Consider the following 23,426-nt stretch of genomic DNA (forward strand, 5'->3'; position numbering starts at 1 on the left):
CCATGATAAATTTAACCATAATTGACCGCGACGGAGGCAGCAGGGCCGTTGAAATTCCGGAAGGCATAAACCTGAGCCTGATGGAAGTACTGAAGGCATCTGAGTACGATATACTGGCCACCTGCGGCGGTATGGCGCTTTGTGCCACCTGTCACGTACAGGTGATAGAAGGTCTCGAGGAATATTTTATCGCGACAGATACCGAGCTCGACGTATTGGATACGCTGCCCTACGCTCCACCTGCAAGCAGACTGGCCTGCCAGATCAGGATCTCTGAAGATATGGATGGGATGGTATTTAAGCTTGTGGGAGAGGAATAAGCCGAAAGTCTTGAGTTCTAAGAAGCTGTTTAAGAATGAAGAATATTAATTGCCGTTGGTTTTAACCAACGGATTAAGAGCCGAAAGCCCCTGGCTTTAGCCTAATTATGCAAGCGGATTTGGGCTGAAGCCCTCTTATTGTGAATGCTTTATTCCGTTGGTTAAAACCAACGGCAATGAAGTTTTATTTACCTGTAAACGATATGCGTCAATATTTAAACAGTTTCTTAGTTTTAAGCCGGATAAAAAAATTTGCGTGCTTATTCTCAAAAAACGCAAAAGCGTTTTTATTGCCTACTTTATTTTAACCCGTTTTAACAGCTACTGAATAAAACATAAAACGGCCCGGACAAGCCGGGCCGTTTACTATATCCTATCAGAAAGATCAATTAATGACCTTGCTCATGTACTTCTTCTTCCCTGAACAGTTTCGCGCTAAAATAGTCGTTGTTCATACGGGCAATGTTAGTCAATTTAATTTCCTTAGGGCACTCGGCTTCGCAGGCACCGGTGTTGGTACAACTGCCAAAACCTTCTTCGTCCATCTGGGCAACCATTGATTGTACACGGCGATAGCGCTCAGGCTGACCTTGAGGTAACAAGCCCAACTGAGTGATCTTAGCCGATACGAACAACATAGCCGAGGCATTTTTACAGGCAGCAACGCAGGCTCCGCAACCAATACAGGTAGCCGAGTTAAAAGCTTCATCAGCAATAACTTTAGGGATTGGGATAGCATTACCATCAGGTACACCACCGGTGTTCACTGAAACATAACCACCAGCTTGCTGGATCCTGTCAAATGCAGAGCGGTCAACCGCTAAATCTTTTACGATAGGGAATGCTTCAGCGCGCCATGGCTCAATGGTGATAGTTTCACCATCGTGGAAGGTACGCATGTGCAGCTGGCAGGTAGTGATACCGCGTTTTGGCCCGTGCGGGTGACCATTGATATATAATGAACACATACCGCAAATACCTTCGCGGCAGTCGTGGTCAAAGTTAATTGGCTCATCGCCTTTGTGGGTCAGGCTTTCGTTAACCACGTCGAGCATTTCAAGGAACGACATGTCGGGCGAAATATTTTCGGCTTTGTAGCTTACGAATTTACCCGCGGTTTGAGCATTTTTTTGACGCCATACTTTAAGCGTCAGGTTCATATTTCCGTTACTCATCTTTGTTTTAGATTTGAGTTATCGTTGTTTTTGTTGATTGAGTGAGTAGTTGATTGGGTGAGTGGTTTTAACTTAAATAACCTATCACTAATCAACCATTCACTATGCGTAATTACGTTGTGATAAATGAACTGCTTCAAATGTCAGCTGTTCTTTATGTAACTCTTCCGGCTGATTTTCCCCTTTAAACTCCCAGGCTGCAACAAATGCAAAGTTTTCGTCATCACGAAGCGCTTCACCATCTGGTGTTTGTGATTCAACCCTGAAGTGGCCACCGCATGATTCTTTACGCATTAAAGCGTCATCGATCATCAGCTCGCCCAGTTCAATGAAATCGGCCACGCGACCAGCTCTCTCTAACGAAGCGTTTACTTCTTCGTTTTCGCCGGTTACGATAGCGTTTTTCCAGAAATCGGCTTTCAATGCCTGGATCAAACCTTTGGCTTTTTTCAGGCCTTCTTCGGTACGGGCCATACCGCAATATTCCCACATAATGTGGCCAAGCTCGCGGTGGTATTCGTTAGTGGTTTTAGTTCCTTTTAATGACAGCAATTTGTTTACGTGGGCAATTACGTCCTGCTTGGTTTTTTCAAACGCCGGGTGGTTGGTATCAACCTTCTTAGGGCCGATCTTAGCCAGGTAATCGCCAAGTGTATAAGGGATTACAAAGTAACCATCAGATAAACCCTGCATCAGTGCAGATGCACCAAGACGGTTAGCACCGTGATCGGAGAAGTTGCACTCGCCCAAAGCATACAAACCAGGCACGGTTGTGCTCAGGTTATAGTCAACCCAAAGGCCGCCCATTGTATAGTGAACCGCAGGGTAAATACGCATTGGTTGCTTATACGGGTTTTCGTTGGTGATCTGGTAGTACATATCAAACAGGTTACCGTATTTGGCTTTAACGGTTTCTTCGCCCAGGCGTTTAATCGCGTCAGCAAAGTCAAGAAATACCGCGAAGCCAGAGCCGCCTACACCTTTGCCCTCTTCAACCATTTCCTTAGCGTTACGTGAGGCCACGTCGCGCGGAACAAGGTTACCGAAAGCCGGATATTTACGCTCAAGGAAGTAATCGCGGTCATCTTCTTTAACCTGGTCTGCTTTTAATGTGCCTTTGCGTAGCTGCTCAGCAATTTCAGCGGTTTTAGGAGCCCATACCCTACCGTCGTTACGCAGTGATTCAGACATCAACGTAAGCTTAGACTGGTGATCACCGGTTACCGGGATACAGGTTGGGTGAATTTGAGTATAACAAGGGTTACCGAAGAAAGCACCACGTTTGTGTGCCCTCCAGGCTGCCGTTACATTTGAGCCGATTGCGTTTGTTGACAGATAGAATACGTTGCTGTAACCACCGGTACATAATAATACCGCATGACCGGCATGTGTATCGATAGCGCCGGTAAGCATGTTACGGGTAACAATGCCTTTGGCATGGCCATCTATAGTTACCACGTCAAGCATTTCGTGACGGGTATACATTTTTACTTTACCGGCATGGATCTGGCGGTTAAGGGCAGAGTAAGCACCCAATAAAAGCTGCTGTCCTGTCTGGCCCCTCGCGTAAAACGTACGCGACACTTGCGAACCTCCGAATGAACGGTTATCCAGCAAGCCGCCGTATTCGCGGGCGAAAGGTACACCTTGAGCAACGCACTGATCAATAATGTTTACCGAAACTTCGGCCAAACGATGAACGTTGGCTTCGCGGGCGCGGTAGTCGCCACCTTTAATAGTATCGTAAAATAAACGGAAAACGCTGTCACCGTCATTCTGATAATTTTTAGCGGCATTGATACCACCCTGTGCAGCAATAGAGTGTGCACGGCGTGGGCTGTCCTGGAAACAAAATGCCTTAACGTTGTAACCCAGCTCGCCTAAAGTGGCAGCTGCCGAAGCGCCTGCCAAACCGGTACCTACAATGATGATATCGTATTTACGCTTGTTGGCGGGGTTAACCAGCTTCAGATCAAATTTATGCTTGCTCCATTTTTCGGCTAATGGGCCTTGAGGAATTTTAGCATCTAATGTCATCTCTTCTTTGTATTTATGTTTGTGGCTTTTGGCCAGCTAACTTAGTGAGCTCCCTGGGTTGATAAATAGTAATAATAAACCGGCATGGCGGCAAAAAGCAGCGGAATAATAACTGCAAACAGCCATGTACCAATAAAGTAAACTACCGGTGTATATTTACGGTGTACCCAGCCCAGCGTACGGAACGCGCTCTGGAAACCATGTAACAGGTGAAATGCTACAGCGCCCATGGCTATTACGTAAAATATAACGTAGATAATGTTGCTGAAACTGTAAGCAACACGCGCGTGCAGGTCTTTTACCCTTACAACTTCCACATTGTTTTCGGTTGATACCGAGTGGCTGAATTCGGCATTGGCCGGGGTGTAATCGCTAACTTTGGTTTCGCCGGTTGCCAGATCGGTACGGTACTCTTTAAAGCCCATGGTTTTGTCATTGTGGTAACGGAACCAGAAATCGCCCATGTGGATAACGATGAAAAGGAACATGATTGAACCTAAAAGGCCCATGTTTTTTGATGACCATGAGGCATCAGATTTTGCCGCTACTGCATAACGTACAGGACGGGCTTTACGGTTTTTGACAGTTAGGATCAAGCCGTATAGTGCATGCACTAAAATGGAAAGGTACAACAGGTATGCTATAACTTCAATAGGCGGAAAATGCGTAAGGAAGTTGGCATACACGTTAAAACTGAAACCGTTATCGTTGTTAAACAACAGCAGGTTGCCGCCTACGTGCACAATTAAAAAGGTACACAGAAACAAGCCTGTTAAAGCCATGATCAGCTTTTTGCCCAGCGACGAGTTTAAGGTTTGTTTGAATTCGCTCATTATGAATTGGATTTGTTAGGCAAAAGTATTTATTAAATAACAAAACATAGAAGAGGTTTTGGCTTATTGAAGATCAAAAATCTATTTAGAATCAATCTAAAGCAATGGGCTGGCTATTAAGGTATAAATACACAGCTATGACAGTTAATATGTTGTAATAAAGGTTGGTGCAGCCACGATAATTAAGCGATAGCTACTACTTTATCCTTTAATACAGCAAAGATCCTGTCGTTTTGAAGACTACGGATAGCCACCCGCCCGGTAAATTTTCCGAAGGATGGTAAAATTCCCTGTTTATTGCCAAAGGCAAAGCAAGGCAATGTAATGCTTTGACGTGCCCGGCCGCTTAAGTTTACCCCCGGATGGATATGCCCGCAAAAAACATAACCTGCTTTTTCGTCCTGGTCGTTGGCAAGCGGATGATGCATCATGAGGAAGGGGCTGATCAACAGTTCGTCGTGCAGTTCGATATTCAGGTTATGATAATGCTTATCTGCAATGATATCATGATTGCCGCGGACCAGGATGATCTGTAACGCGGGGAACTGGCTGCGCCAAAGGATAAACCAATCCCAATCGTTATTCATATCGCTGTGGAACAGATCGCCCAAAAAAATTAACTTTTCCGGCTTGTGTTCATAAATAAGATCGGAAAGTACGGCCAGGTCACTTTGCTCCATATCCCTTGGTATTGCTATGCCGGCTTTACGGAAATGGCCCACTTTGCCCAAATGCACATCGGCAATTATCAAAGCGCTTTGCTGCTGCCAGTAAATAGCTTTTTGTGGTAATAATAAAAGATCCTGCCCCAGCAGGTTAAAAGGAGTAGCCGCACTTATCATCAAGGCAAAGTTAATAAATGCCCTCCGCCCTCCTAAAAGGACGAGCAATAATTTTTTTAATCAAGGTGTAACCTGTTTAAAAAACATGTGGTCATAGCTTACAAATACACCGCAATGGCGTATTTACAGAGAGAAAAAACAATATTAACTTAATTAAAAAAACAAATATTATGGGCGCAGGTGAATTGGGCGTATTAGCAGGAATTATAATACCCCTCAGCTTATTCGCAATGATCTTCGGGATCGTTTACTTAAACAAACGGGAGAAATTGGCTATGATTGAACGAAACATGGATCCGAGGAGTTATAAACCGCAATCGGCTCCTTACCAAAATTTAAAATGGGGCTTACTGCTTATTGGTTCGGGTATCGGGCTATTTTTGGCCTACGTTTTAAACCGTGGCATATTCAATAGTTTTGACGATGATGTTTTCTTTTTATACGTAGCATTGATCGCTATTTTTGGAGGGGCAGGCTTGTTTTTATCATACCGCATCGAAAAAAGAGAAGTACTGGATAAAGAAGAATTGCACAAAGAAAAATAAGAAAACAGCTACGGCTTCTCTTCTACCCTCTCAAATCGCGAAGCTCAGACTTACGAAGTTTTAAAAACTTCGTAAGTCTTTATATTTAACGGCCTTACGATGTGCGATATAAATATCTTATCCTATTCCGTACCGCTCTTTAAATAAATTTAAATGGTGGCGCTCATGCCCGGCCAGCATAAATACAAATGCGGCAACGGTAAACAAATGGTTGCTGGCAATACCGTTACGATTTAGCTGCTCATCGCTGAATGCTTTAATCATATACAGATTGCCCTTGCGCAAAGCTCTAAATTCTTCGGCCAAATCTTTTATGTTTTGGCTGTTGAAATCGGTATTGTTAACGTAAATATCCTGATCAAAACCGGGCAGTTCAACATGGTTGCGCGAAAATACCAGGGCCCTGTAAGCAAAAGTACGTTCAGTATCAATCATATGTCCCAAAGCCTGCTTAACTGTCCATTTACCAGGAGCGTAGGCATACAAAGCTTCTTCATTGGTTAAATTGCTTAACAGTTGGTAGCTGGTATCCATTTGCTGCTCAAGCATGCTAATTACATCATTGTCGCCAACAAGCCCTACATATCCCGCTGCAAACGGCGAATAATCACCTGGTTTTGGTTTTGTTATCATTGCGCGTATTTTTTAATATTATCCTGAATGTTGTCCCCTTACCTACTTCCGAGTCTTTTACAAAGATCTGTCCGTTGTGGTAATTTTCCACTATACGTTTGGTAAGCGAAAGGCCCAGTCCCCATCCCCGCTTGCGGGTGGTATAGCCGGGTTGAAAAACAGTATCAAATTTAGAGCGGGGGATGCCCTTACCGGTATCGGTAATGTCAATAAAGATTTGGTTTTTTACCTTGTTATCTTTGATTTCTACCTTAATACTGCCCTTGCCTTCAATGGCGTTAACTGCATTTTTTAATATGTTTTCTATCACCCAATCAAACAGCGGAACATTCAGACCGGCCTTTAGGTGAGGGTTGCCGATAAGTTCAAAACTGATGTTTTTACTTACCCTTACTTTAAAATAATCAACAAAATCTTTAACTACAGCATATACACCATGCTCTTCTAATACAGATTTGGAGCCTATTTTTGAAAAGCGATCGGCCACTATTTCAAGACGCTTTACATCGTTTTCCATTTCGGCAATCAGTACATCGTCTTCAGCATTAAACTTCTCCTTCATCAGCTCAATCCAGGCAATTAGCGATGATATAGGTGTCCCCAGCTGGTGGGCTGTTTCTTTGGCTAAGCCAACCCAAACCTGGTCCTGCTCCGACTTCCGGGACGAGACTGAAGGCGGTATAGGCCATCAGTAAAAATATAGCAATTACCGTGAGCTGAATATAAGGGAATAGGCGCAGCTGTGTAAGCAGCGGCGAATCTTTATAGTAAACAAAGTTTTCTTCGCCCAAAACCTGGAGCTTAATAGGAGGATGCTGACCCTTCATATAGGCGAGCTCTTCTTTAAAGTAAGCCGGATCGTATTTTTTCCTCTTGTTGTTTTCGGCTTCCAGCTTAATAAAAGTCTTTGTAGTGTCTAAGCCACGCTGTAAAACTATTTCGCCTTTTCCATCAGTTACAATGGCGGGAACGGTAAGACTATCGCGCACGGCTATTACATAGTTTAAAAAGTCATTATCATCTGAGGCAAGAATCTGGCGCATACTTATGGCCCAAACCTGGGCCCTGGTACGTTCCGAACGTTCAATGTTTTTTACCAGGTAACGGGTATAAAGTAATGAGCCAATTGCAATTACCACGGCAAATGCAAGAAGTAAATATTTCCAACGTTTTTTCTGTTGATATGGGTTCATGCTGGGCACAGCTCAAATAACGTAAAATTGCTCTGTAAAATATAATTTTTTGTTGTGGAGAGATTGTCCATAGCCCATAGTCGATAGTCCATGGTATGTTTCAAGTATCACCATGGACTATCAACCATCGACTAATAACCATAGCCACGCTTAAATAATACTATGAACTATCGACTATGGACTATGGACTTTCCCTCTTATCTTTGCCCCCATCATGACCGATAAAAAAGTAAGAGTCCGTTTTGCGCCAAGCCCTACCGGTGGTTTACACCTTGGCGGTGTGCGCACCGTGTTGTTTAACTATTTATACGCCAAAAAACATGGCGGTGATTTTGTTTTGCGAATTGAGGATACCGACCAAACCCGCTACGTGGAAGGTGCCGAAGAATATATTTTAGATTGTCTTAAATGGTGCGGCCTTCACCCAGACGAAAGCCCGGTTGCCGGTGGCCCTTACGCGCCATATCGCCAAAGCGAGCGTAAACCACTTTACCGCGAATATGCCGAACGCCTGGTTATGGAAGGGCATGCTTATTATGCCTTTGATACCGCCGAGGAGCTGGACAAAAACCGGAAGGAGATCCCCAATTTTCAGTACGGCCTGACCTATCGCCATACCCTAAGAAACTCGCTTTCATTGCCTCAGCACGAGGTTGATGCCTTGCTTGATGCAGGTACGCCGCACGTGATCCGCATTAAAATGCCGGAGGGCGAAACCGTGAGTTTCAATGATATGATTCGCGGATATGTGAGCTTTGAAACCGGCCTGGTTGATGATAAAGTGTTATTAAAAGCCGATGGCATGCCTACTTATCACCTGGCCGTTGTGGTTGATGATTACCTGATGAAGATCACGCATGCTTTTCGTGGCGAAGAATGGCTGCCTTCGGCGCCGGTACATTTGCTGCTTTGGGAATACCTGGGCTGGAAGGCCGACATGCCCCAATGGGCACACCTGCCGCTGATTTTGAAACCGGACGGTCACGGTAAACTGAGCAAACGTGATGGAGCCCGACTGGGTTTCCCGGTGTATGCCATGAACTGGTTTGATGCAAAAACAGGCGAGTTGACGCCGGGTTTCCGTGAATTAGGTTTTTTACCGGAAGCTTTCCTGAACCTGTTAGCAACTTTAGGCTGGAACGACGGTACCGAGCAGGAGATTTTTACGCTTAACGAATTGATAGAAAAATTCTCGATAGAGCGCGTTAACAAATCGGGCGCCAAGTTTGATTTTGAGAAAGCAAAATGGTTCAATGCCGAGTGGATTAAGAGGTCTGAAGTCGAAAGTCTGAAGTCAGATGTTATAAAAGTATTTGCTGATAAGGGCGTTACTGTTAACGACAATGAATACCTGACTAAGGTTATCACTTTAATCAAAGATCGCGTTGTATTACTTCCTGATTTTTACCAGCAGGCAGGTTTCTTTTTTGAGCAGCCTAAGGAGTATGACCTTAACGCGGTAAAACCTAAATGGACTGATGCCAAAACAGCGTTTTATCACGCGTTTATTGCTTTGCTAACTAACGAAGCAGCTATTGAAGCGCACGACCTGGAAGCTAAATTCAAAGCACTTGCAGAAGAAAAAGGCTTAAAAGTTGGTGATGTGATGCTGCCATTCCGCATTATGCTGGTTGGCGGCAAGTTTGGTCCACACGTATTTGATATTGTTGCCCTGCTTGGTAAAGAAGAAACCATCAGCAGGATTGAAAAGGCGCTTGTGGAGTTTACCCCCCGCCCCCTAAAGGGGGTGCTTACTTACACAGGCTCCTTCGGGAGCTCAAGAATTTATGTCATTGCGAGCGATAGCGTGGCAATCTCGTAGCTAATGCTTCTTCAATATGCATAGCTACGAGATTGCCGCGTCGCCCCATACGCTTTAGTCCAGGCCGCTCCTCGCAATGGCATATTACATTTATACCACCAACTTCACCAACCTCTCCCCTTCCAAAACAGGAATGGCAGTTGTCAAATCAACCTGTAAACAAAACTCGATATCTTTTTCGATGCCCAATTTTTTAAGGCGTTCGCCGTGCGATGTTTTCTTGAGATACGCATTGATATCGTTTTTCCCAACCTGGAAAAGATCGTTAGCGGCTAAGGCTGCATCGTCCAGTAAAAATCCTTTATCTTTTAACTGCTCAATTACGGCACCGGCAAACAGGGTATCCTCCAAATTGAAATTGTTTTTCCAGCCGGCACACACCAGCAGCACATTTTCGTTTTGGGTATTAAGCCAGTTGCTTAAAGCGGAAAGGTTCAGGAACGAACCAATAACAATTTTTTTGCGCTGCGCGATAAATGCAGTGCATGTGTGCCGTTGGTAGTGGTTAACACTATTGTTTTACCGGCAACCTTTTCTTTAGTATATGAAAATGGCGAGTTGCCAAAATCAAAACCATCAACTACCGATCCGTCGCGCTCGGCGGCAAGAAGGTAATCCAGCCCTTTCTCTCTATACGCGGCACACTCCTCAACTTGTGATACCGGTATAATAGCCTCAGCACCGTTTTCAATACCATAACATATAGATGATGTTGCCCTGAAAATATCAATAACCACTACAATATAATCCTCCACATTAAAAAGTGGCAGTAATGCAGGGGTTAGGCAAACGTGTGCCCCCGGCCCCCTAAAGGGGGAGTTAGAGTAATTGTATTTTCAGACATTTGTGTTTAATTAATTTAGAAAACTTTGAAGGTAGTTCCCCCTTTAGGGGGTTAGGGGCTTTATAAAACGGAGGTTTTACAATCTGCGCTTTAATTTTATTATCCCTGATGCTGATATAAATCTCGGTGCCTTCTTTGGCAAACGCTGTATCCACATAACCCATACCAATAGCTTTTTGCAACGATGGGGATTGCGTGCCTGAAGTTACTTTACCTATAGTATTGCCATCAGCGTCAACTATAAGATAGTCATGGCGGGGAATGCCGCGGTCAATCATTTCAAAACCTACCAGTTTGCGGCTTACACCAGCTTGTTTTTGGGCTTGCAGGGCTTCGGCATTGGTAAATTCTTTATTGAATTTGGTTACCCAGCCTAAACCGGCTTCAAGCGGTGAGGTGTTATCATCAATGTCGTTACCATATAGACAGAAACCCATTTCCAAACGTAAGGTATCACGTGCGCCCAAACCAATTGGCTTAATACCAAAAGGCTCGCCGGCTTTGAAAATTGCATCCCAGATCTGCTCCGCATATTGGTTTTCAAAATAGATCTCGAAGCCGCCTGCACCGGTATAGCCTGTAGCTGATATCAATACATTGTCAACACCTGCAAAAGTTCCTTTTTTAAAGGTGTAGTATTCCATCGATACCAAATCTACCTCGGTAAGGCTTTGTAAAGCTTCGGCAGCTTTGGGACCCTGGATAGCCAGCAATGAAGTCCGGTCGGATATGTTTTTCATATCTACACCCTTGGTATTATATTTGGAGATCCAGTCCCAGTCTTTTTCAATATTTGAAGCGTTAACCACCAGCATATAGGTTTTTTCGTCGATCCGGTAAACCAGCAGATCGTCAACAATACCGCCTTTTTCATTCGGCAGGCATGAGTACTGCACTTTGCCATCGTATAATTTTGAGGCGTCGTTACTGGTAACCCGCTGAATCAGATCAAGCGCGTTCTCTCCTTTTAAAATGAATTCGCCCATGTGGCTTACGTCAAAAACACCAACGGCCTTGCGCACGGTTTCGTGTTCGGCGTTAATGCCTGTGTATTGAACGGGCATGTTGTAACCGGCAAATGGAACCATTTTGGCACCGGCTTTTACGTGGATATCGGTTAATGCGGTATTCTTCATCGTCAACTTAAATATTGGCCGCAAAGGTAACTATTATGAATCGTAATCGGTACCCGTTGATTGGTTTGATTTTTTGGGGATTACACCGATTGATTTTTGATTTCATCGATTACACTGATTTTTTCTGAACCGTGATTTATAGGATTGAAGGATTACCCTGGTAGCAGGTAACAAAAACAGCCTCCTCACGTCCCCTCAGGGTCTCTCGCAGAGGACCCTGAGGCTTACCGCGTTCAAGAGTCAGAACAACGAGCCAGCATGGCGTATACATCAGGGTCCTCTGCGAGAGACCCTGATGGGACGTTAAACAACATTAATTGAGATGTACTAAAAGGCAAGTGCACCAGAGGTGCAAAAGGTTTGTAGCATGAAAAGTTATAAAAATATCCTTTGCCCCGGCGGGTCAAAACAACACACCTTGCTGATTAAACGACAAAACAGTTTTGTGGGGTAACTCAGAGTGCGAGAGATCATGAGGGGACGTTAAACAAAAAAGCCGGTTAACGTTGAGTTAACCGGCTTGAGCTATAAGTTAGCTACTTTATACTTTTTTAAGCGTTTCCATCAGTACCGGAATTTTTGGCACTTTTGGGTACGACTGAAATAATTTACCATACTTATCATAAATAGCGATATATGGAGTTGTTTGTACACTATAAAATTTTTGTACCAGGTAGGTATAACCTTCGGTGCCGATAGTAATGTTATGGTATTTGGCCAGGTCAAAATCGCGCTGGAAAGTTTGGATCCCTTTAAGCATAGGCATAAAAGTGATCATCACTATCTGTACATTTTTTAATTTGGGCAGCTCGGGTTTCAGATCATACATCAGGTGCTGGCAATGGCTGCAATCGGGCGAAAAATAGATCACCATTACCGGTTTGTTTTTTTCAGGTTGGCAGGAGTAACGTAAACACTGTCTGTAGTGAGGATGTGATATGGCGGCAAGCCGGAATTAGCAGGTGGCGTTTGTGCCTGGCTGCACCCGGCGGCAATAATCAGACAAAGCAGTAAATACAGTTTCTTCATTATTTTAATTAGCATTTAATAAGCATAGTTACAACATTTTTAGCTTTCAAGCAATTCAATTTGCCAGGCAACATGCTCTTCGGTTACCGGGAATAACGCATTTTCGCGCACGGTATGATATACAGCATCAAATATGCCATTATAATTACCTTTGGGTGACTTTATCCATTCCACGGTCTTCTGCCCGTCGGCACCCATAAGCACCAGTTTACCGTCGCTGCCTTCGGGCTCGATGCCAAAACCTTCGTCAGTAGGCATCATGTCGGCATCAAGCTGTGCTTCCTGTACATCGGTACGCATTTTAACAAAGCTGCCTAACGTGCCATGTACCACAAAGCCATAAGTATGCTCGGCAATGAGCAACCCTGAGGTTAGGTATACGTTAAGCTGATTAGGATATTTAAGGTGGATATTGAAATAATCATCAACCTGCGAGTTTGGCCTGAATGCAGCGGTAGTTTTTTCATAGCTCAACGGCCTGCCAAAGATACTGATGGCGTTATCAACCAAATGGGCGCCAAGGTCATAGGTAAGGCCACCGCCCGGAACGCCCGCTGTTTCCTTGAATTGTTTTGCACCGATGGCCATGCGGTACCTGTCCAGCCTGAAATGAACCTCGATCAACTCCCCTAACCTGCCGCTTTCAATCACCTCCTTTACCGAAAGGAAACCGCTGTCATAACGGCGGTTTTGATAGATCATCACTTTCAAATCAAGTTTTTTACCCAAATCATACAGCGCTTTCACCTCGCTTGAAGTTACGGCTGCGGGTTTTTCAATCAGTACATGTTTACCTGCATTTAGAGCTTGTACAGCATAATCAAAGTGGGTGTTGTTAGGGGTATTAACAATGATGAGCTCTATTTCCTCGTCATTCAGCAGCTGGTCGATGCTATCATAGCTCATCACATCCGGGTATTTTTTGCCGGCTTTTTTCATGGCGCTCAACCACGGCCTTAAAAGTAAAGCCCGGATTGGTAGTTAAAAACGGGGCATGAAAAATCCGTCCCGACATTCCATAGGCCATGAGGCCGGTTACTATTGGTTTCGACATATTAAAGTAGATTTTGCTGTGTTAAAAGTATCGTTTTAGCTACACCTGTACAAGGGAATTAAACAGAAAAAGGGAGATTGTTACATCTCCCTTTTTCTGTCTTGAATTAATCAATAGCTGATTACTTCATGCCTTTTTGAATAGCTTCAATCTCGGCTAAATGGTGTTGGATAACAGGTAATGTTTTAGCTGCAAAGGCTTTAAGGTCGGCATCTTTGCAGTTTTTTGAAGCATCTTCAAACAATGATTCAACTTTTTTATGGCCTTTAACCATAGCATCAACATAGTCTTTGTCAAAATCAGCGCCTGTTTTGGCTGCCAGGTCGGCTTTCATTTTCTGATGCTCATCATCAGGTGCCGATGGCAGGGTAATGTTTTTGGTTTTGGCTATGGCCATTAGTTCGTCGTTTGCTTTACTGTGGTCAGTAACCATCATTTTAGCAAAATCTTTTACTTTGGCATTGGTTGCCTTTTCGCTGGCCAACTGGCCAACGGCAACTTCGGCTAAGCCGGCATTGGCCGCTTCAGTTGCAAATTTTGCATCATCGGCAGTAACGGCAATGCCTGTAGCACCGGTAGTAGTTGTGTCTTTTACTTTGTTGGCACTGTCGGCAGTGTCAGTTGTTGCAGCTGCTGTGCTATCGCCGCTGCCGCTTTTTGCTCCGCCTTTACAGGCCTGGAATGATAATGCCGCCAGGGCCATCATTGCAATTAAACTTAACTTTTTCATAGTAGTGTTTATGTATTTGTTTTTACAGTTAACATTTTTTAGTTAATTAAGTTTGATTTTCTTATTTGTAAAATAAGAAACAACAGGTAATTGGGGTGCCGTTTGTTAATATTTAGTTTTTAATAAATATTTAACATTTGTTTAAAAGCACTTTTATAAGTTGTGGTTTATAATAACGCGACTAAATTATACCTGATATGTTAATAGGATCATTGTTTTTGGGCAAAGTGCATGAGGTTAACGGGCAGTGGATAGAGACCAAATTTGTGGTTATTGGCATTCCACTGTTCCCAACCAGCTCCATGCTGGTAACCCGGTCGGCCTGGCGAAGCCGCAATGGGTTTAATATTCCACTCAACCATCAAAGCATCATTGCAGGCTACGCCCGCATGTTTTCGGTGATCATAGCCTTTATTGCTTTCATCTTCTTTTTTAGCGAAAGGGATTCAACCGCTTTGTTAATCGGGGCAATTGGCCTGGCCCTGTGGTTGTATTTTTATTTTGTATTTGGCAGCGCCGATACAGCAGAAGCGGAGGAACGAAAAAAATGGGCGACCTCACCGGTCTGTACATCAAACCGGAGTGGCTTGGCTATGATGATGCCTACCGGATCTATGATCGCCTCGAAAAAAATACAGGGCAGAGTTTGGCGGGGCCGACTGGCTCAACGATCTGCAGCAAAATGAAATAGCGCCGGCCAAGCTGCCATTGCTGTATGCGCTTTCGCGATTCAATTATTCTTTAGGTGCCACCGAATGCAATAAAAAATTGTTTGAAAAGGCGGATAGTTTATACTTGTGATACAGGTTTTTGCGTTTATTTGCTTAAACCTTATTGACCATGAAAAACCTGATCATCGCCTTGTTAATGATAACGGCAAGCACAGCATCTGCACAGCAAAAGTTTAACCCTGTTTTGAAGAGACAGCTTGACAGTGTATTAGCACTTGATCAGAAATATCGCGAGATCTTAACTTATCTGATGGATCCGAGCAAAAAGGATTCGGTGTTGAAAACTTTACCGGTTAAACCGGAAGAAGCAACAGGCCATTACTGGAAGCTTCAGAGCCAGGCCGATTCGACCAATTTGATTTTTATCGAGAATGTGTTTAACAAGTACGGTTACCCCGGCAAAACGCTTGTTGGCGAACCAACTAATGAAGCTGCGTGGTCGGTAGTGCAGCATTCCCCTAAAATAGGTAAGTACCTGCCCGCGATAAAAACGGCTGCCGAAAACAAAGAATTACCTTTCAGGTTGTACGCCATGATGCTCGACAGGCAGCTGATGTATGAAGGTAAAGAGCAAATCTACGGTTCGCAGGCTACGTCAAAGCCATTGCGCAACGGCCAAAAAATTGGCTATTATGTGTGGCCTATTAAAGATGCTGCAGGTGTAAATGAACGCCGTAAGCAAGCTGGTTTTGATCAAACTGTTGAACAGAATGCCAAAAGATTGGGCTTTGATTACAAGGTTGTGAAAATTGAGGATGTGAAGTGGTAGCTGTATGAGTAGGATAAAATTCGCGCCGTTGTTGGTGTTGTCACCAACAACTCTTTTTAACTATTTGTTATTGTAATCACTGAAGCTTTTCATTGCGGAAAGAATAAGATGGTTATCGATCTAAGTCATTCATTGTTAACAAGGTAAAACAATTATTGGGCGCAGAGTTGTTGGTAACAACGGCGAGGATGGTATCACCGTACCACTGTCGAGCTCTGGGTGGTGCGATTATAACACCATCCACAAGCTTAATTTATCAATCCGATAGATTCAGAATTCGAAACAAATTGCCCCCTATCAAAAAGTTTACACCCCGCATTCCCCCGCATCATATAAAAACATAACTTTGCCCCTGCAAAATTTAATACCATGAGTTTCAGAACCGAACACGATACCATGGGCGAGGTACAGGTACCTGCCGACAAATACTGGGGAGCGCAAACCGAACGCTCACGCAACAATTTTAAAATTGGTCCGGAGGCATCAATGCCAAAGGAGATTATCGACGCTTTTGCATATCTAAAAAAGCAGCCGCTTATACCAATACCGATTTAGGTGTATTGCCTGCCGAAAAACGCGACCTGATTGCACAGGTGTGCGATGAGATCCTGGCCGGCGAACTGGCTTCGGAGTTTCCGCTGGTGATTTGGCAAACAGGCTCGGGCACGCAATCAAACATGAACGTGAACGAGGTTGTGGCTAACCGTGCACATGTATTACAAGGCAATAAACTGGGCGAAGGCAAAACCTTTATTCACCCTAATGATGACGTGAACAAATCACAATCATCAAACGATACTTACCCAACAGCTATGCACATTGCGGCATACAAGATCCTGATTGATGTAACCATTCCCGGTATCGAAAAACTGCGCGATACCTTGCAGGCTAAGGTTGAGGCTTTCAAATCCGTAGTAAAAATCGGTCGTACCCATTTGATGGATGCTACCCCGCTTACCTTAGGCCAGGAGTTTTCAGGTTATGTTTCACAGTTGAACCACGGCTTAAAAGCATTGCGTAATACGCTTGATCACCTTTCTGAACTGGCCCTTGGTGGTACGGCTGTAGGTACAGGGATCAACACGCCTAAAGGTTATGATGTAAAAGTTGCTGAGTACATTGCCCAGTTTACCGGCTTTCCGTTCATCACAGCCGAAAATAAATTTGAAGCTCTTGCCGCTCACGATGCCATTGTCGAAAGTCATGGCGCGCTGAAACAAATTGCGGTTTCATTAATGAAAATTGCTAACGATATCAGGATGCTGGCTTCTGGTCCGCGTTCGGGTATTGGCGAGATCCATATCCCCGATAACGAGCCGGGCTCATCAATTATGCCGGGTAAAGTTAATCCAACCCAAAACGAAGCGGTTACCATGGTGGCTGCACAGGTTATGGGTAATGATGTGGCTATTTCCATCGGCGGCTCAAACGGCCATTACGAGCTGAATGTATTTAAACCGGTTATGGCGGCAAACTTCCTGCAATCGGCAAGGTTAATTGGTGATGCCTGCGTGTCGTTCAATGATCATTGCGCTGTAGGCATTGAACCTAATTATGATGGCATCAAAAAACACCTCGAAAACTCATTAATGCTGGTAACTGCGCTTAACCCGCATATCGGCTATGAAAACGCGGCAAAAATTGCTAAAACAGCCCTTAAAAACGGCAGCTCACTGCGCGAAGCTGCTATTGGTTTAGGCTTACTAACCAACGAACAGTTTGACGAGTGGGTACGCCCCGAAAATATGATAGGCAGTTTGAAATAAGCCTCACCCCAAACCCCTCTCCGGATGGAGAGGGGCCTTTTTATTTTTCGCTTATGCAAAAACGCTATAGCTTTCACTTTTTATCTTTCTGCTTTAAGCCTTTCGCTTTGGGCTTTCCGCTTTCGGCTTTTAGCTTAAAAAAGCCTTTCGCCTTTTACCTTTCGCCTTTTGCCTCATAATAACCTCCTGTACCATGAACCCGGATAAACAAACGCCCGGCGAGGGTTATTTGCAGGGCGAATGGAAACAAGACTCGGTACCTGCGCAAAAAAGCCTGGTAACATATTCGCTATACAATATTAAGTTCAGCTGCGATTCATTTCTTTTGAAGATCAGTACCGTTAGCAAGGTTAATTACGGGGCTGATACGTGTATGAGCAAAGGCCATTGGGATGAATATATACGGGGAACTTATTCGCAACGGCGGGACACACTCCACATTAAAGGGCAGTTTTGCAATGCTGATGGCTCGTATAAAAATGAGCAGGGTTGTTTCAGATTTGGCGATTATGAAGAATATTTTAAGGTTCATAAGCAAAGCGACTCCCTGATCCGGTTTGTAAGTACATCCAACGTAATACCTATTAACGCGCATTTAATAAAAAGAACAAGCTGCATTCCAAAACCATTGTAATGAAAACACAAACCTTAAAAAAACTTTTACTGCTGGTGGCGATATTTTATATCCCCCTGCAAAGCATGGCCTGGGGTACTAATGGGCACCGCATTTGCGGCCAGGTTGCGGATAGCTACCTAACCGCCAAAGCCCGTAAAGCTATTCAAGCCATTTTAGGTAATGAGTCGATTGCCATTACCAGCAACTGGGCCGATTTTATTAAATCAGACCCTGCCTACAATTACCTGTATAACTGGCATTTTATCAACCTGGAAAAAGCTTACAGCTACCCGGACCTGCAGGCTTATTTAAAGGCCGACACGATTACCGATGCCTATACCAAAATGAATTTCCTGGTGGCCGAACTTAAAAAGAAAACTACTACCAAAACCAACAAGTTGCTTTACCTGCGCATGCTGATCCATATTGTTGAGGATGTGCACCAACCGCTGCACACTGGTCACCTGAGTGATAAGGGCGGTAACGATGTAAAGGTACAATGGTTTGGTAAAGAGAGCAACCTGCATTCGGTTTGGGACAGCGAGCTGATTGACCTTCAGCAGTTAAGCTACACCGAGTACACCGCGATGATAAACCACACCACAGCCGCTCAACGCACAGAGTTACAAAAAGCGCCAATGAGCCAGTGGATATACGAAAGCAACCAGATGGCTGATAAGCTATACGCCGAAACTAAAACCGGTGATAAACTTGGTTACAAATACAACTTTAGCCATATAGCAACCCTTAACCAGCAAATGGTTAAAGCCGGCGTACGTTTGGCCGGTTTGCTGAACCAGATATTTGGATAGTTCTTGAGGTTAAAGCTGAAAGGTAAAAGGTAGATTTTCTGCCTAAACCTTTCGCCTTTATCCTTTCGCCTTTTACCTCAAAAAAATGAAAATACTAATGGTATGCCTGGGCAATATATGCCGTTCGCCGCTGGCGGAGGGGGTTATGCAGCACCTGGCAGATGAAAATGGACTTGGCTGGGATGTTGATTCGGCGGGTACCGGAAGATGGCATATAGGCGAAGCTCCCGACAGACGCTCCATTCGCGCAGCCCGTAACCATGGTATCGACATCAGCAAACAGATTTGCCGTCAGTTTAAGCTTACAGACTTTGACGAGTTTGACCATATTTTTGTGATGGACCACAATAACCTGAGCGATGTGCTTGATATGGCCCGCAACGAAAAACAGACTGCTAAAGTAAAGCTTCTGTTAGGTGATAAAGTTGTCCCCGATCCATATTACGACGATAACCAGTTTGAACCGGTTTTTGAGCTGATTGAAAACGGATGTAGGGATATTATTAAAGAGTTACACCCCCTCTAAATCTCCGCCCGATGGGGGAGACTTTTAATAAATGTCTTTAAGCCCTCCCTTCCGGGGAGGGTTGGGTGGGGTTTTTCACCCTAAAAAACGGCACATCTTCCCCATACCAAAACACAATCCCTTCACGTACAAAACCGGCTTTAATCAGCACCCTTTGTGATGCTGCGTTTTGCGGATGGGTAACGGCGCAAATCTCTTTTAGCCCTATATCATTGAATCCATAACTGATCAGTGCTTCGGCAAGTTCGGTAGCTATACCTTGTCCCCAGTGTTTGAGGTGCAGCCGGTAGCCCAGCTCAATGCGGCTCTTGTCGTAATCGCTTGGTTTAAGGGCGCAAACACCTATAAAATCGTTATCTGTGATATTAAAAATCCCCCATCTGCCCAGGCCCGAACCGTTCTGGTATTCCTTCAGCGTATCTTTAAAAACCTGTTTACTCTCTTGCGGAGTACGTTTTTTCACATATTGTGTAAGCCGGTCATCGGCATCTATTGTGGTAACAAGTTCTTCATCTTCGGCTGTAAATTCACGGATCAGCAAGCGTGGTGTTTGAGTGATAATATTCATAGGTTTTCAAAAATATATTTTTGAATTGATTGTACAGGTAAGTTGAGTGTCATATAAAAGGTGACCAGATTTATTTTGATTCTTTAAAGGAAGCCCAATTAATGCTAAAACCCTCATTTGCCGTTAAATTTTTATACCTTGCATAATTTACTTATAAGATATAGTGACTTTCCAGGATTTTAATTTTAACGAGCAATTATTTGAAGGTGTAGAGAGCATGGGTTTCGTAAACCCCACACCCATACAATCTATGGCCATCCCAGCCATTATGGAGGGGCGCGATCTGATTGCGTGCGCTCAAACCGGTACCGGTAAAACCGGCGCTTATTTGCTTCCTGTTTTAAACAGCATCAGCAAAACAAATAAACACCATACCAGTGCCCTTATACTTGCCCCAACCCGCGAGCTTGCCCAGCAAATAGATCAGCAGGTTGAAGGCCTTGCCTATTTTACCGGTATCAGCTCTATTGCTGTTTTTGGCGGCGGCGACGGCATTGTTTACGAACAACAGCGCCGCGGCATTCAAAACAATGTAAATATTATTGTAGCTACCCCCGGCCGGCTGATCGCCCACCTTACATCAGGCGTGCTGAAGCTTAATCACCTTACACATTTGGTACTTGATGAGGCCGACAGGATGCTGGATATGGGATTTTCTGATGATATCATGAAAATTATCAGCTACCTGCCAAAAGAGAGGCAAACGCTGTTGTTTTCGGCCACCATGCCAGGCCGTATCCGTTCATTGGCCAAAGCTATTTTGAAAGATCCGGAGCAGATCAATATCGCTATTTCGCAGCCGGCCGTTGGTATCGATCAGCAGGTTTACCGGGTTCATGATCAACAAAAAACGCCGTTGGTACAGCATATCCTGAAAGATTCGGCATTTACAAGTATCATCATCTTTGCATCGCGCAAGGAAATTGTTAAAGCGCTATACAAAGAACTTAAGGCGATCAAGATCAACGCAATGTCTTTCCACTCCGACCTGGAGCAGAAAGAGCGTGAAGAGATCCTGCTTAAGTTCAAAAACAAGCAATTACCGGTTATCATCGGTACCGACGCCCTTTCGCGCGGCATTGATGTGGAGGGCATCGACCTGGTGATCAACTACGATGTTCCAGGCGATCCGGAAGATTATATTCACCGTATTGGTCGTACGGCCCGCGCCGCTACCACCGGTACCGCCATAACCTTCGTTAACCACCGCGATGAGCGCAAGCTTAAAAATATTGAGAAACTGATTGAAAAGCCGATAAAGCTGATGGCACTGCCGGATGAACTGGCCACAATACAACCCCTGAAGCCCGAACAGCCTCAAGGAGATGCCAAAAGGAAACCTAACCGTCGCTGGGGTAAAAAGAAGCCGAAACAGCAGAATACGGGTAATTAAAAAGTTTTCACGAATACCATTTTGGGTGTTGATTTAATTTAATCGAATTACACGAATTAATCGTTGGCAGTTAAAGCTCAACAATTTAAAAATTTGTGTAATTCGTCTCAATCCGAATAAATTCGCACCTCATTACTAAAACGTTTTATCTATTTTAATATCTTAGACCAAAAATCTATTTCCCAATGATCATTCCTAAAAAACTGGTTTTACTGGCAACGTTTGGTGCGGCAATTATCATATCTGAAAATAAGGCATTAGCACAGGAGAAGAAAACATCAGGTAATCCTATTGTTCAAGGCTGGTATGCCGACCCGGAAGCCAAAATCTTCAATAAACAATACTGGGTATATCCAACCTATTCGGCTAAATATAACGACCAGGTATTTATGGATGCCTTTTCATCGCCCGATCTGGTTAACTGGACTAAGCATCCCCGCATTATCGATACTGCCGCTGTAAAGTGGGCTAAACGTGCTATGTGGGCTCCGGCAGTAACTGAAAAAGACGGTAAATACTATATCTTTTTTGGCGCTAACGATATTCAGAACAATAACGAAGTTGGCGGTATAGGTGTTGCCGTTGGCGATAAACCTGAAGGCCCATTCAAAGACCTTTTGGGCAAACCACTCATTGGCCAGATCATCAATAAAGCGCAGCCTATAGATCAATTTGTGTTTAAAGATGACGACGGCCAGTACTACATGATTTACGGTGGCTGGGGCCAATGTAATATCGTAAAGCTAAAAAACGACTTTACAGGTATCGAACCGTTTAAAGATGGTGAAACCTACAAACTGATCACCCCTAAAGATTATGTTGAAGGCCCGGTGATGTTTAAACGCAAAGGCAAATATTATTTTATGTGGAGCGAAGGCGGCTGGACTGGTCCGGATTACCGCGTGGCGTATGCAATCGGCGATTCGCCGTTTGGTCCGTTTAACCGGATCGGAACAATATTGAAACAAGACCCGAGCATAGCCACAGGAGCAGGGCACCACTCCGTGATCCAGGTGCCGGGGAAGGATGAATGGTATATTGTTTACCACCGCCGCCCCTTAACCGAAACTGATGGCAACCACCGCGTTACCTGTATCGATAAAATGTACTTTGACAAGGATGGCAAGATCCTGCCGGTGAAAATCACCAATGAAGGTGTAACGGCAAGGAAGATTAAGTAGACCGTTCAAATTTAATATGTCATTGCGAGCGATAGCGTGGCAATCTCATAGCCAATGCTATTCGCCATGCCGGTTTGCTGTCTATGCGACGAGATTGCCACGTCGCCCCTGGAACACAAACCCGGGCCGCTCCTCGCAATGACATAGTTGTTTTTTTGTAGCCATTGGTTTCAGCGTTGATATTGTCCTTGCTAATTTGCACATCTGAAATCTTTTCATTTGCACATCAATCTTTTCACCCTAAAAGGGTGAGCATGATAATCCCTGATATTTAGTATCTTAAACCGTTTTTTTGACTGACATTATTCCTTTATCATTATGACGCGATCATTTTTTCGGGCATTAGTAATTTTACTTGCCCTGGGCGGCGGCAACCGCTGTTTCGGACAAACCGCCGAAAACCTGCCCACCGATTATTTAAGCAAAGAGTTTCATGCCGGAAGACGCCAGGCCCTGCGCAACCTGATGCCCGCCAATTCGGTGATGGTGATCTTCTCGTACCCTGAACAGGTATTTTCGAACGATGTTAACTACGTTTATCATCCTAATCCCGATCTGTATTATTTTTCAGGATATAAAGAACCCAATTCAGTGTTGTTGGTATTTAAAGAAATGCAGGCTGTGGGCGACAGCAGCTATAACGAGGTGCTGTTTGTACGTCACCGGGATGCCGCTCGTGAGCAATGGACAGGCAGGCGTTTAGGCCTTGAGGGCGCTAAATCGCAGCTTGGTTTTAAGCGGGTTTACAACAGCGAGGATTTCGCGAAATTCCCGGTTGATTTTAAAAAGTTTGCCAATGTGTATTATGATGCACTGCCCGAAGATGTTACCGGCGATGGATCGACCGGCGAGCTAAAAAACTGATCGCAGC

The 23,426-nt window shown here is 44.3% G+C and carries 25 protein-coding genes and 2 pseudogenes; 12 read left to right on the plus strand and 15 right to left on the minus strand.

What is annotated here, in order from left to right:
- Positions 1-2 precede the first annotated feature (2 nt).
- On the plus strand, positions 3-320 hold the full coding sequence (locus tag ACQ86K_RS28760; protein WP_431199205.1) for a 2Fe-2S iron-sulfur cluster-binding protein: 318 nt from the start codon (positions 3-5) through the stop codon (positions 318-320).
- Positions 321-709: 389 nt separating this feature from the next.
- On the opposite strand, the gene ACQ86K_RS28765 is transcribed toward ACQ86K_RS28760, so the two are convergent.
- From ACQ86K_RS28765 to pdeM, 4 genes are all read right to left on the minus strand, one after another.
- Positions 710-1,495, minus strand: coding sequence for a succinate dehydrogenase/fumarate reductase iron-sulfur subunit (locus ACQ86K_RS28765; protein ID WP_091167597.1), 786 nt, complete (start codon positions 1,493-1,495; stop codon positions 710-712).
- Between the two features lie 102 nt (positions 1,496-1,597).
- Complete coding sequence (locus tag ACQ86K_RS28770) at positions 1,598-3,532, minus strand: fumarate reductase/succinate dehydrogenase flavoprotein subunit (protein WP_091167595.1); 1,935 nt, start codon at positions 3,530-3,532, stop codon at positions 1,598-1,600.
- A gap of 41 nt (positions 3,533-3,573) precedes the next feature.
- Complete coding sequence (locus ACQ86K_RS28775; protein ID WP_091167592.1) at positions 3,574-4,365, minus strand: succinate dehydrogenase cytochrome b subunit; 792 nt, start codon at positions 4,363-4,365, stop codon at positions 3,574-3,576.
- Between the two features lie 182 nt (positions 4,366-4,547).
- The gene (pdeM, locus tag ACQ86K_RS28780) at positions 4,548-5,207 is read right to left on the minus strand and encodes a ligase-associated DNA damage response endonuclease PdeM (protein ID WP_431200956.1); all 660 of its coding nucleotides are present in this window, start codon (positions 5,205-5,207) and stop codon (positions 4,548-4,550) included.
- Between the two features lie 170 nt (positions 5,208-5,377).
- Between pdeM and ACQ86K_RS28785 the strand changes: the two genes are divergently transcribed.
- The gene (locus ACQ86K_RS28785; protein ID WP_091167589.1) at positions 5,378-5,752 is read left to right on the plus strand and encodes a DUF6249 domain-containing protein; all 375 of its coding nucleotides are present in this window, start codon (positions 5,378-5,380) and stop codon (positions 5,750-5,752) included.
- A 117-nt stretch (positions 5,753-5,869) separates the two neighbouring features.
- Here the strand turns inward: ACQ86K_RS28785 and ACQ86K_RS28790 are convergent, their stop codons facing one another.
- From ACQ86K_RS28790 to ACQ86K_RS28800, 3 genes are read right to left on the minus strand one after another with little or no spacing between them, the layout of a single operon-like run.
- Positions 5,870-6,385 carry a DinB family protein gene (locus ACQ86K_RS28790; protein WP_431199206.1) on the minus strand — a complete coding sequence of 172 codons (516 nt, stop codon included), beginning with the start codon at positions 6,383-6,385 and terminating at the stop codon, positions 5,870-5,872.
- Complete coding sequence (locus ACQ86K_RS28795) at positions 6,360-6,947, minus strand: sensor histidine kinase (protein WP_431199207.1); 588 nt, start codon at positions 6,945-6,947, stop codon at positions 6,360-6,362. The genes ACQ86K_RS28790 and ACQ86K_RS28795 overlap by 26 nt, the downstream gene beginning before the upstream one ends.
- A 4-nt stretch (positions 6,948-6,951) precedes the next feature.
- Positions 6,952-7,578: a hypothetical protein gene (locus tag ACQ86K_RS28800; protein ID WP_431199208.1), complete on the minus strand. Its 627-nt coding sequence runs from the start codon at positions 7,576-7,578 to the stop codon at positions 6,952-6,954.
- Positions 7,579-7,792: 214 nt separating this feature from the next.
- Here ACQ86K_RS28800 and gltX point away from each other — a divergent pair, with 214 nt between their 5' ends.
- The gene (gltX, locus tag ACQ86K_RS28805; protein ID WP_431199209.1) at positions 7,793-9,400 is read left to right on the plus strand and encodes a glutamate--tRNA ligase; all 1,608 of its coding nucleotides are present in this window, start codon (positions 7,793-7,795) and stop codon (positions 9,398-9,400) included.
- 90 nt (positions 9,401-9,490) lie between these two features.
- Here gltX and ACQ86K_RS28810 read toward each other — a convergent pair.
- The 7 genes and pseudogenes from ACQ86K_RS28810 to ACQ86K_RS28840 all read right to left on the minus strand — a co-directional run bounded on the left by ACQ86K_RS28810 (position 9,491) and on the right by ACQ86K_RS28840 (position 14,193).
- Positions 9,491-10,155 (minus strand): annotated as a pseudogene (locus ACQ86K_RS28810) (2-phosphosulfolactate phosphatase).
- Between the two features lie 64 nt (positions 10,156-10,219).
- Positions 10,220-11,380 (minus strand): glycine cleavage system aminomethyltransferase GcvT, encoded by a 1,161-nt coding sequence (gcvT, locus tag ACQ86K_RS28815; protein ID WP_431199210.1) that lies wholly within the window; start codon positions 11,378-11,380, stop codon positions 10,220-10,222.
- A gap of 541 nt (positions 11,381-11,921) precedes the next feature.
- Complete coding sequence (locus tag ACQ86K_RS28820) at positions 11,922-12,254, minus strand: hypothetical protein (protein ID WP_431199211.1); 333 nt, start codon at positions 12,252-12,254, stop codon at positions 11,922-11,924.
- Positions 12,254-12,409: a hypothetical protein gene (locus tag ACQ86K_RS28825; protein ID WP_431199212.1), complete on the minus strand. Its 156-nt coding sequence runs from the start codon at positions 12,407-12,409 to the stop codon at positions 12,254-12,256. The genes ACQ86K_RS28820 and ACQ86K_RS28825 overlap by 1 nt, the downstream gene beginning before the upstream one ends.
- Before the next feature lie 39 nt (positions 12,410-12,448).
- The gene (locus tag ACQ86K_RS28830) at positions 12,449-13,348 is read right to left on the minus strand and encodes a Gfo/Idh/MocA family protein (RefSeq protein ID WP_431199213.1); all 900 of its coding nucleotides are present in this window, start codon (positions 13,346-13,348) and stop codon (positions 12,449-12,451) included.
- Positions 13,305-13,463 (minus strand): hypothetical protein, encoded by a 159-nt coding sequence (locus ACQ86K_RS28835; protein WP_431199214.1) that lies wholly within the window; start codon positions 13,461-13,463, stop codon positions 13,305-13,307. Before ACQ86K_RS28835 ends, ACQ86K_RS28830 begins: the two co-directional genes overlap by 44 nt.
- 121 nt (positions 13,464-13,584) lie before the next feature.
- A complete protein-coding gene (locus tag ACQ86K_RS28840) occupies positions 13,585-14,193 on the minus strand; it encodes a DUF4142 domain-containing protein (RefSeq protein WP_090530637.1) in 609 nt (202 codons plus the stop codon).
- 197 nt (positions 14,194-14,390) lie between these two features.
- On the opposite strand from ACQ86K_RS28840, the gene ACQ86K_RS28845 reads away from it, so the two are divergent.
- From ACQ86K_RS28845 to ACQ86K_RS28870, 6 genes and pseudogenes are all read left to right on the plus strand, one after another.
- Positions 14,391-14,879: a hypothetical protein gene (locus tag ACQ86K_RS28845; protein ID WP_431199215.1), complete on the plus strand. Its 489-nt coding sequence runs from the start codon at positions 14,391-14,393 to the stop codon at positions 14,877-14,879.
- 154 nt (positions 14,880-15,033) lie between these two features.
- Positions 15,034-15,693: a DUF6624 domain-containing protein gene (locus ACQ86K_RS28850; RefSeq protein ID WP_091167565.1), complete on the plus strand. Its 660-nt coding sequence runs from the start codon at positions 15,034-15,036 to the stop codon at positions 15,691-15,693.
- A 369-nt stretch (positions 15,694-16,062) separates the two neighbouring features.
- Positions 16,063-17,459 (plus strand): annotated as a pseudogene (gene fumC / locus ACQ86K_RS28855) (class II fumarate hydratase).
- Positions 17,460-17,652: 193 nt separating this feature from the next.
- Entirely contained in the window at positions 17,653-18,093 is a 441-nt protein-coding gene (locus tag ACQ86K_RS28860; protein ID WP_091167560.1) for a hypothetical protein, read from the plus strand.
- Positions 18,093-18,887, plus strand: coding sequence for a S1/P1 nuclease (locus ACQ86K_RS28865; protein ID WP_091167557.1), 795 nt, complete (start codon positions 18,093-18,095; stop codon positions 18,885-18,887). The genes ACQ86K_RS28860 and ACQ86K_RS28865 overlap by 1 nt, the downstream gene beginning before the upstream one ends.
- 85 nt (positions 18,888-18,972) lie before the next feature.
- The gene (locus ACQ86K_RS28870) at positions 18,973-19,413 is read left to right on the plus strand and encodes a low molecular weight protein-tyrosine-phosphatase (RefSeq protein WP_091167554.1); all 441 of its coding nucleotides are present in this window, start codon (positions 18,973-18,975) and stop codon (positions 19,411-19,413) included.
- 37 nt (positions 19,414-19,450) lie between these two features.
- On the opposite strand, the gene ACQ86K_RS28875 is transcribed toward ACQ86K_RS28870, so the two are convergent.
- The gene (locus ACQ86K_RS28875; protein WP_091167552.1) at positions 19,451-19,981 is read right to left on the minus strand and encodes a GNAT family N-acetyltransferase; all 531 of its coding nucleotides are present in this window, start codon (positions 19,979-19,981) and stop codon (positions 19,451-19,453) included.
- Between the two features lie 163 nt (positions 19,982-20,144).
- Between ACQ86K_RS28875 and ACQ86K_RS28880 the strand changes: the two genes are divergently transcribed.
- From ACQ86K_RS28880 to ACQ86K_RS28890, 3 genes are all read left to right on the plus strand, one after another.
- A complete protein-coding gene (locus tag ACQ86K_RS28880; protein WP_176844447.1) occupies positions 20,145-21,374 on the plus strand; it encodes a DEAD/DEAH box helicase in 1,230 nt (409 codons plus the stop codon).
- 185 nt (positions 21,375-21,559) lie between these two features.
- Positions 21,560-22,555 (plus strand): glycoside hydrolase family 43 protein, encoded by a 996-nt coding sequence (locus ACQ86K_RS28885; protein ID WP_091167549.1) that lies wholly within the window; start codon positions 21,560-21,562, stop codon positions 22,553-22,555.
- 318 nt (positions 22,556-22,873) lie between these two features.
- A complete protein-coding gene (locus ACQ86K_RS28890; protein WP_431199216.1) occupies positions 22,874-23,419 on the plus strand; it encodes an aminopeptidase P N-terminal domain-containing protein in 546 nt (181 codons plus the stop codon).
- Positions 23,420-23,426: the final 7 nt, after the last annotated feature.

This window comes from Mucilaginibacter sp. P19, from assembly GCF_050632265.1.
Classification (GTDB): Bacteria; Bacteroidota; Bacteroidia; order Sphingobacteriales; family Sphingobacteriaceae; genus Mucilaginibacter; species Mucilaginibacter gossypii.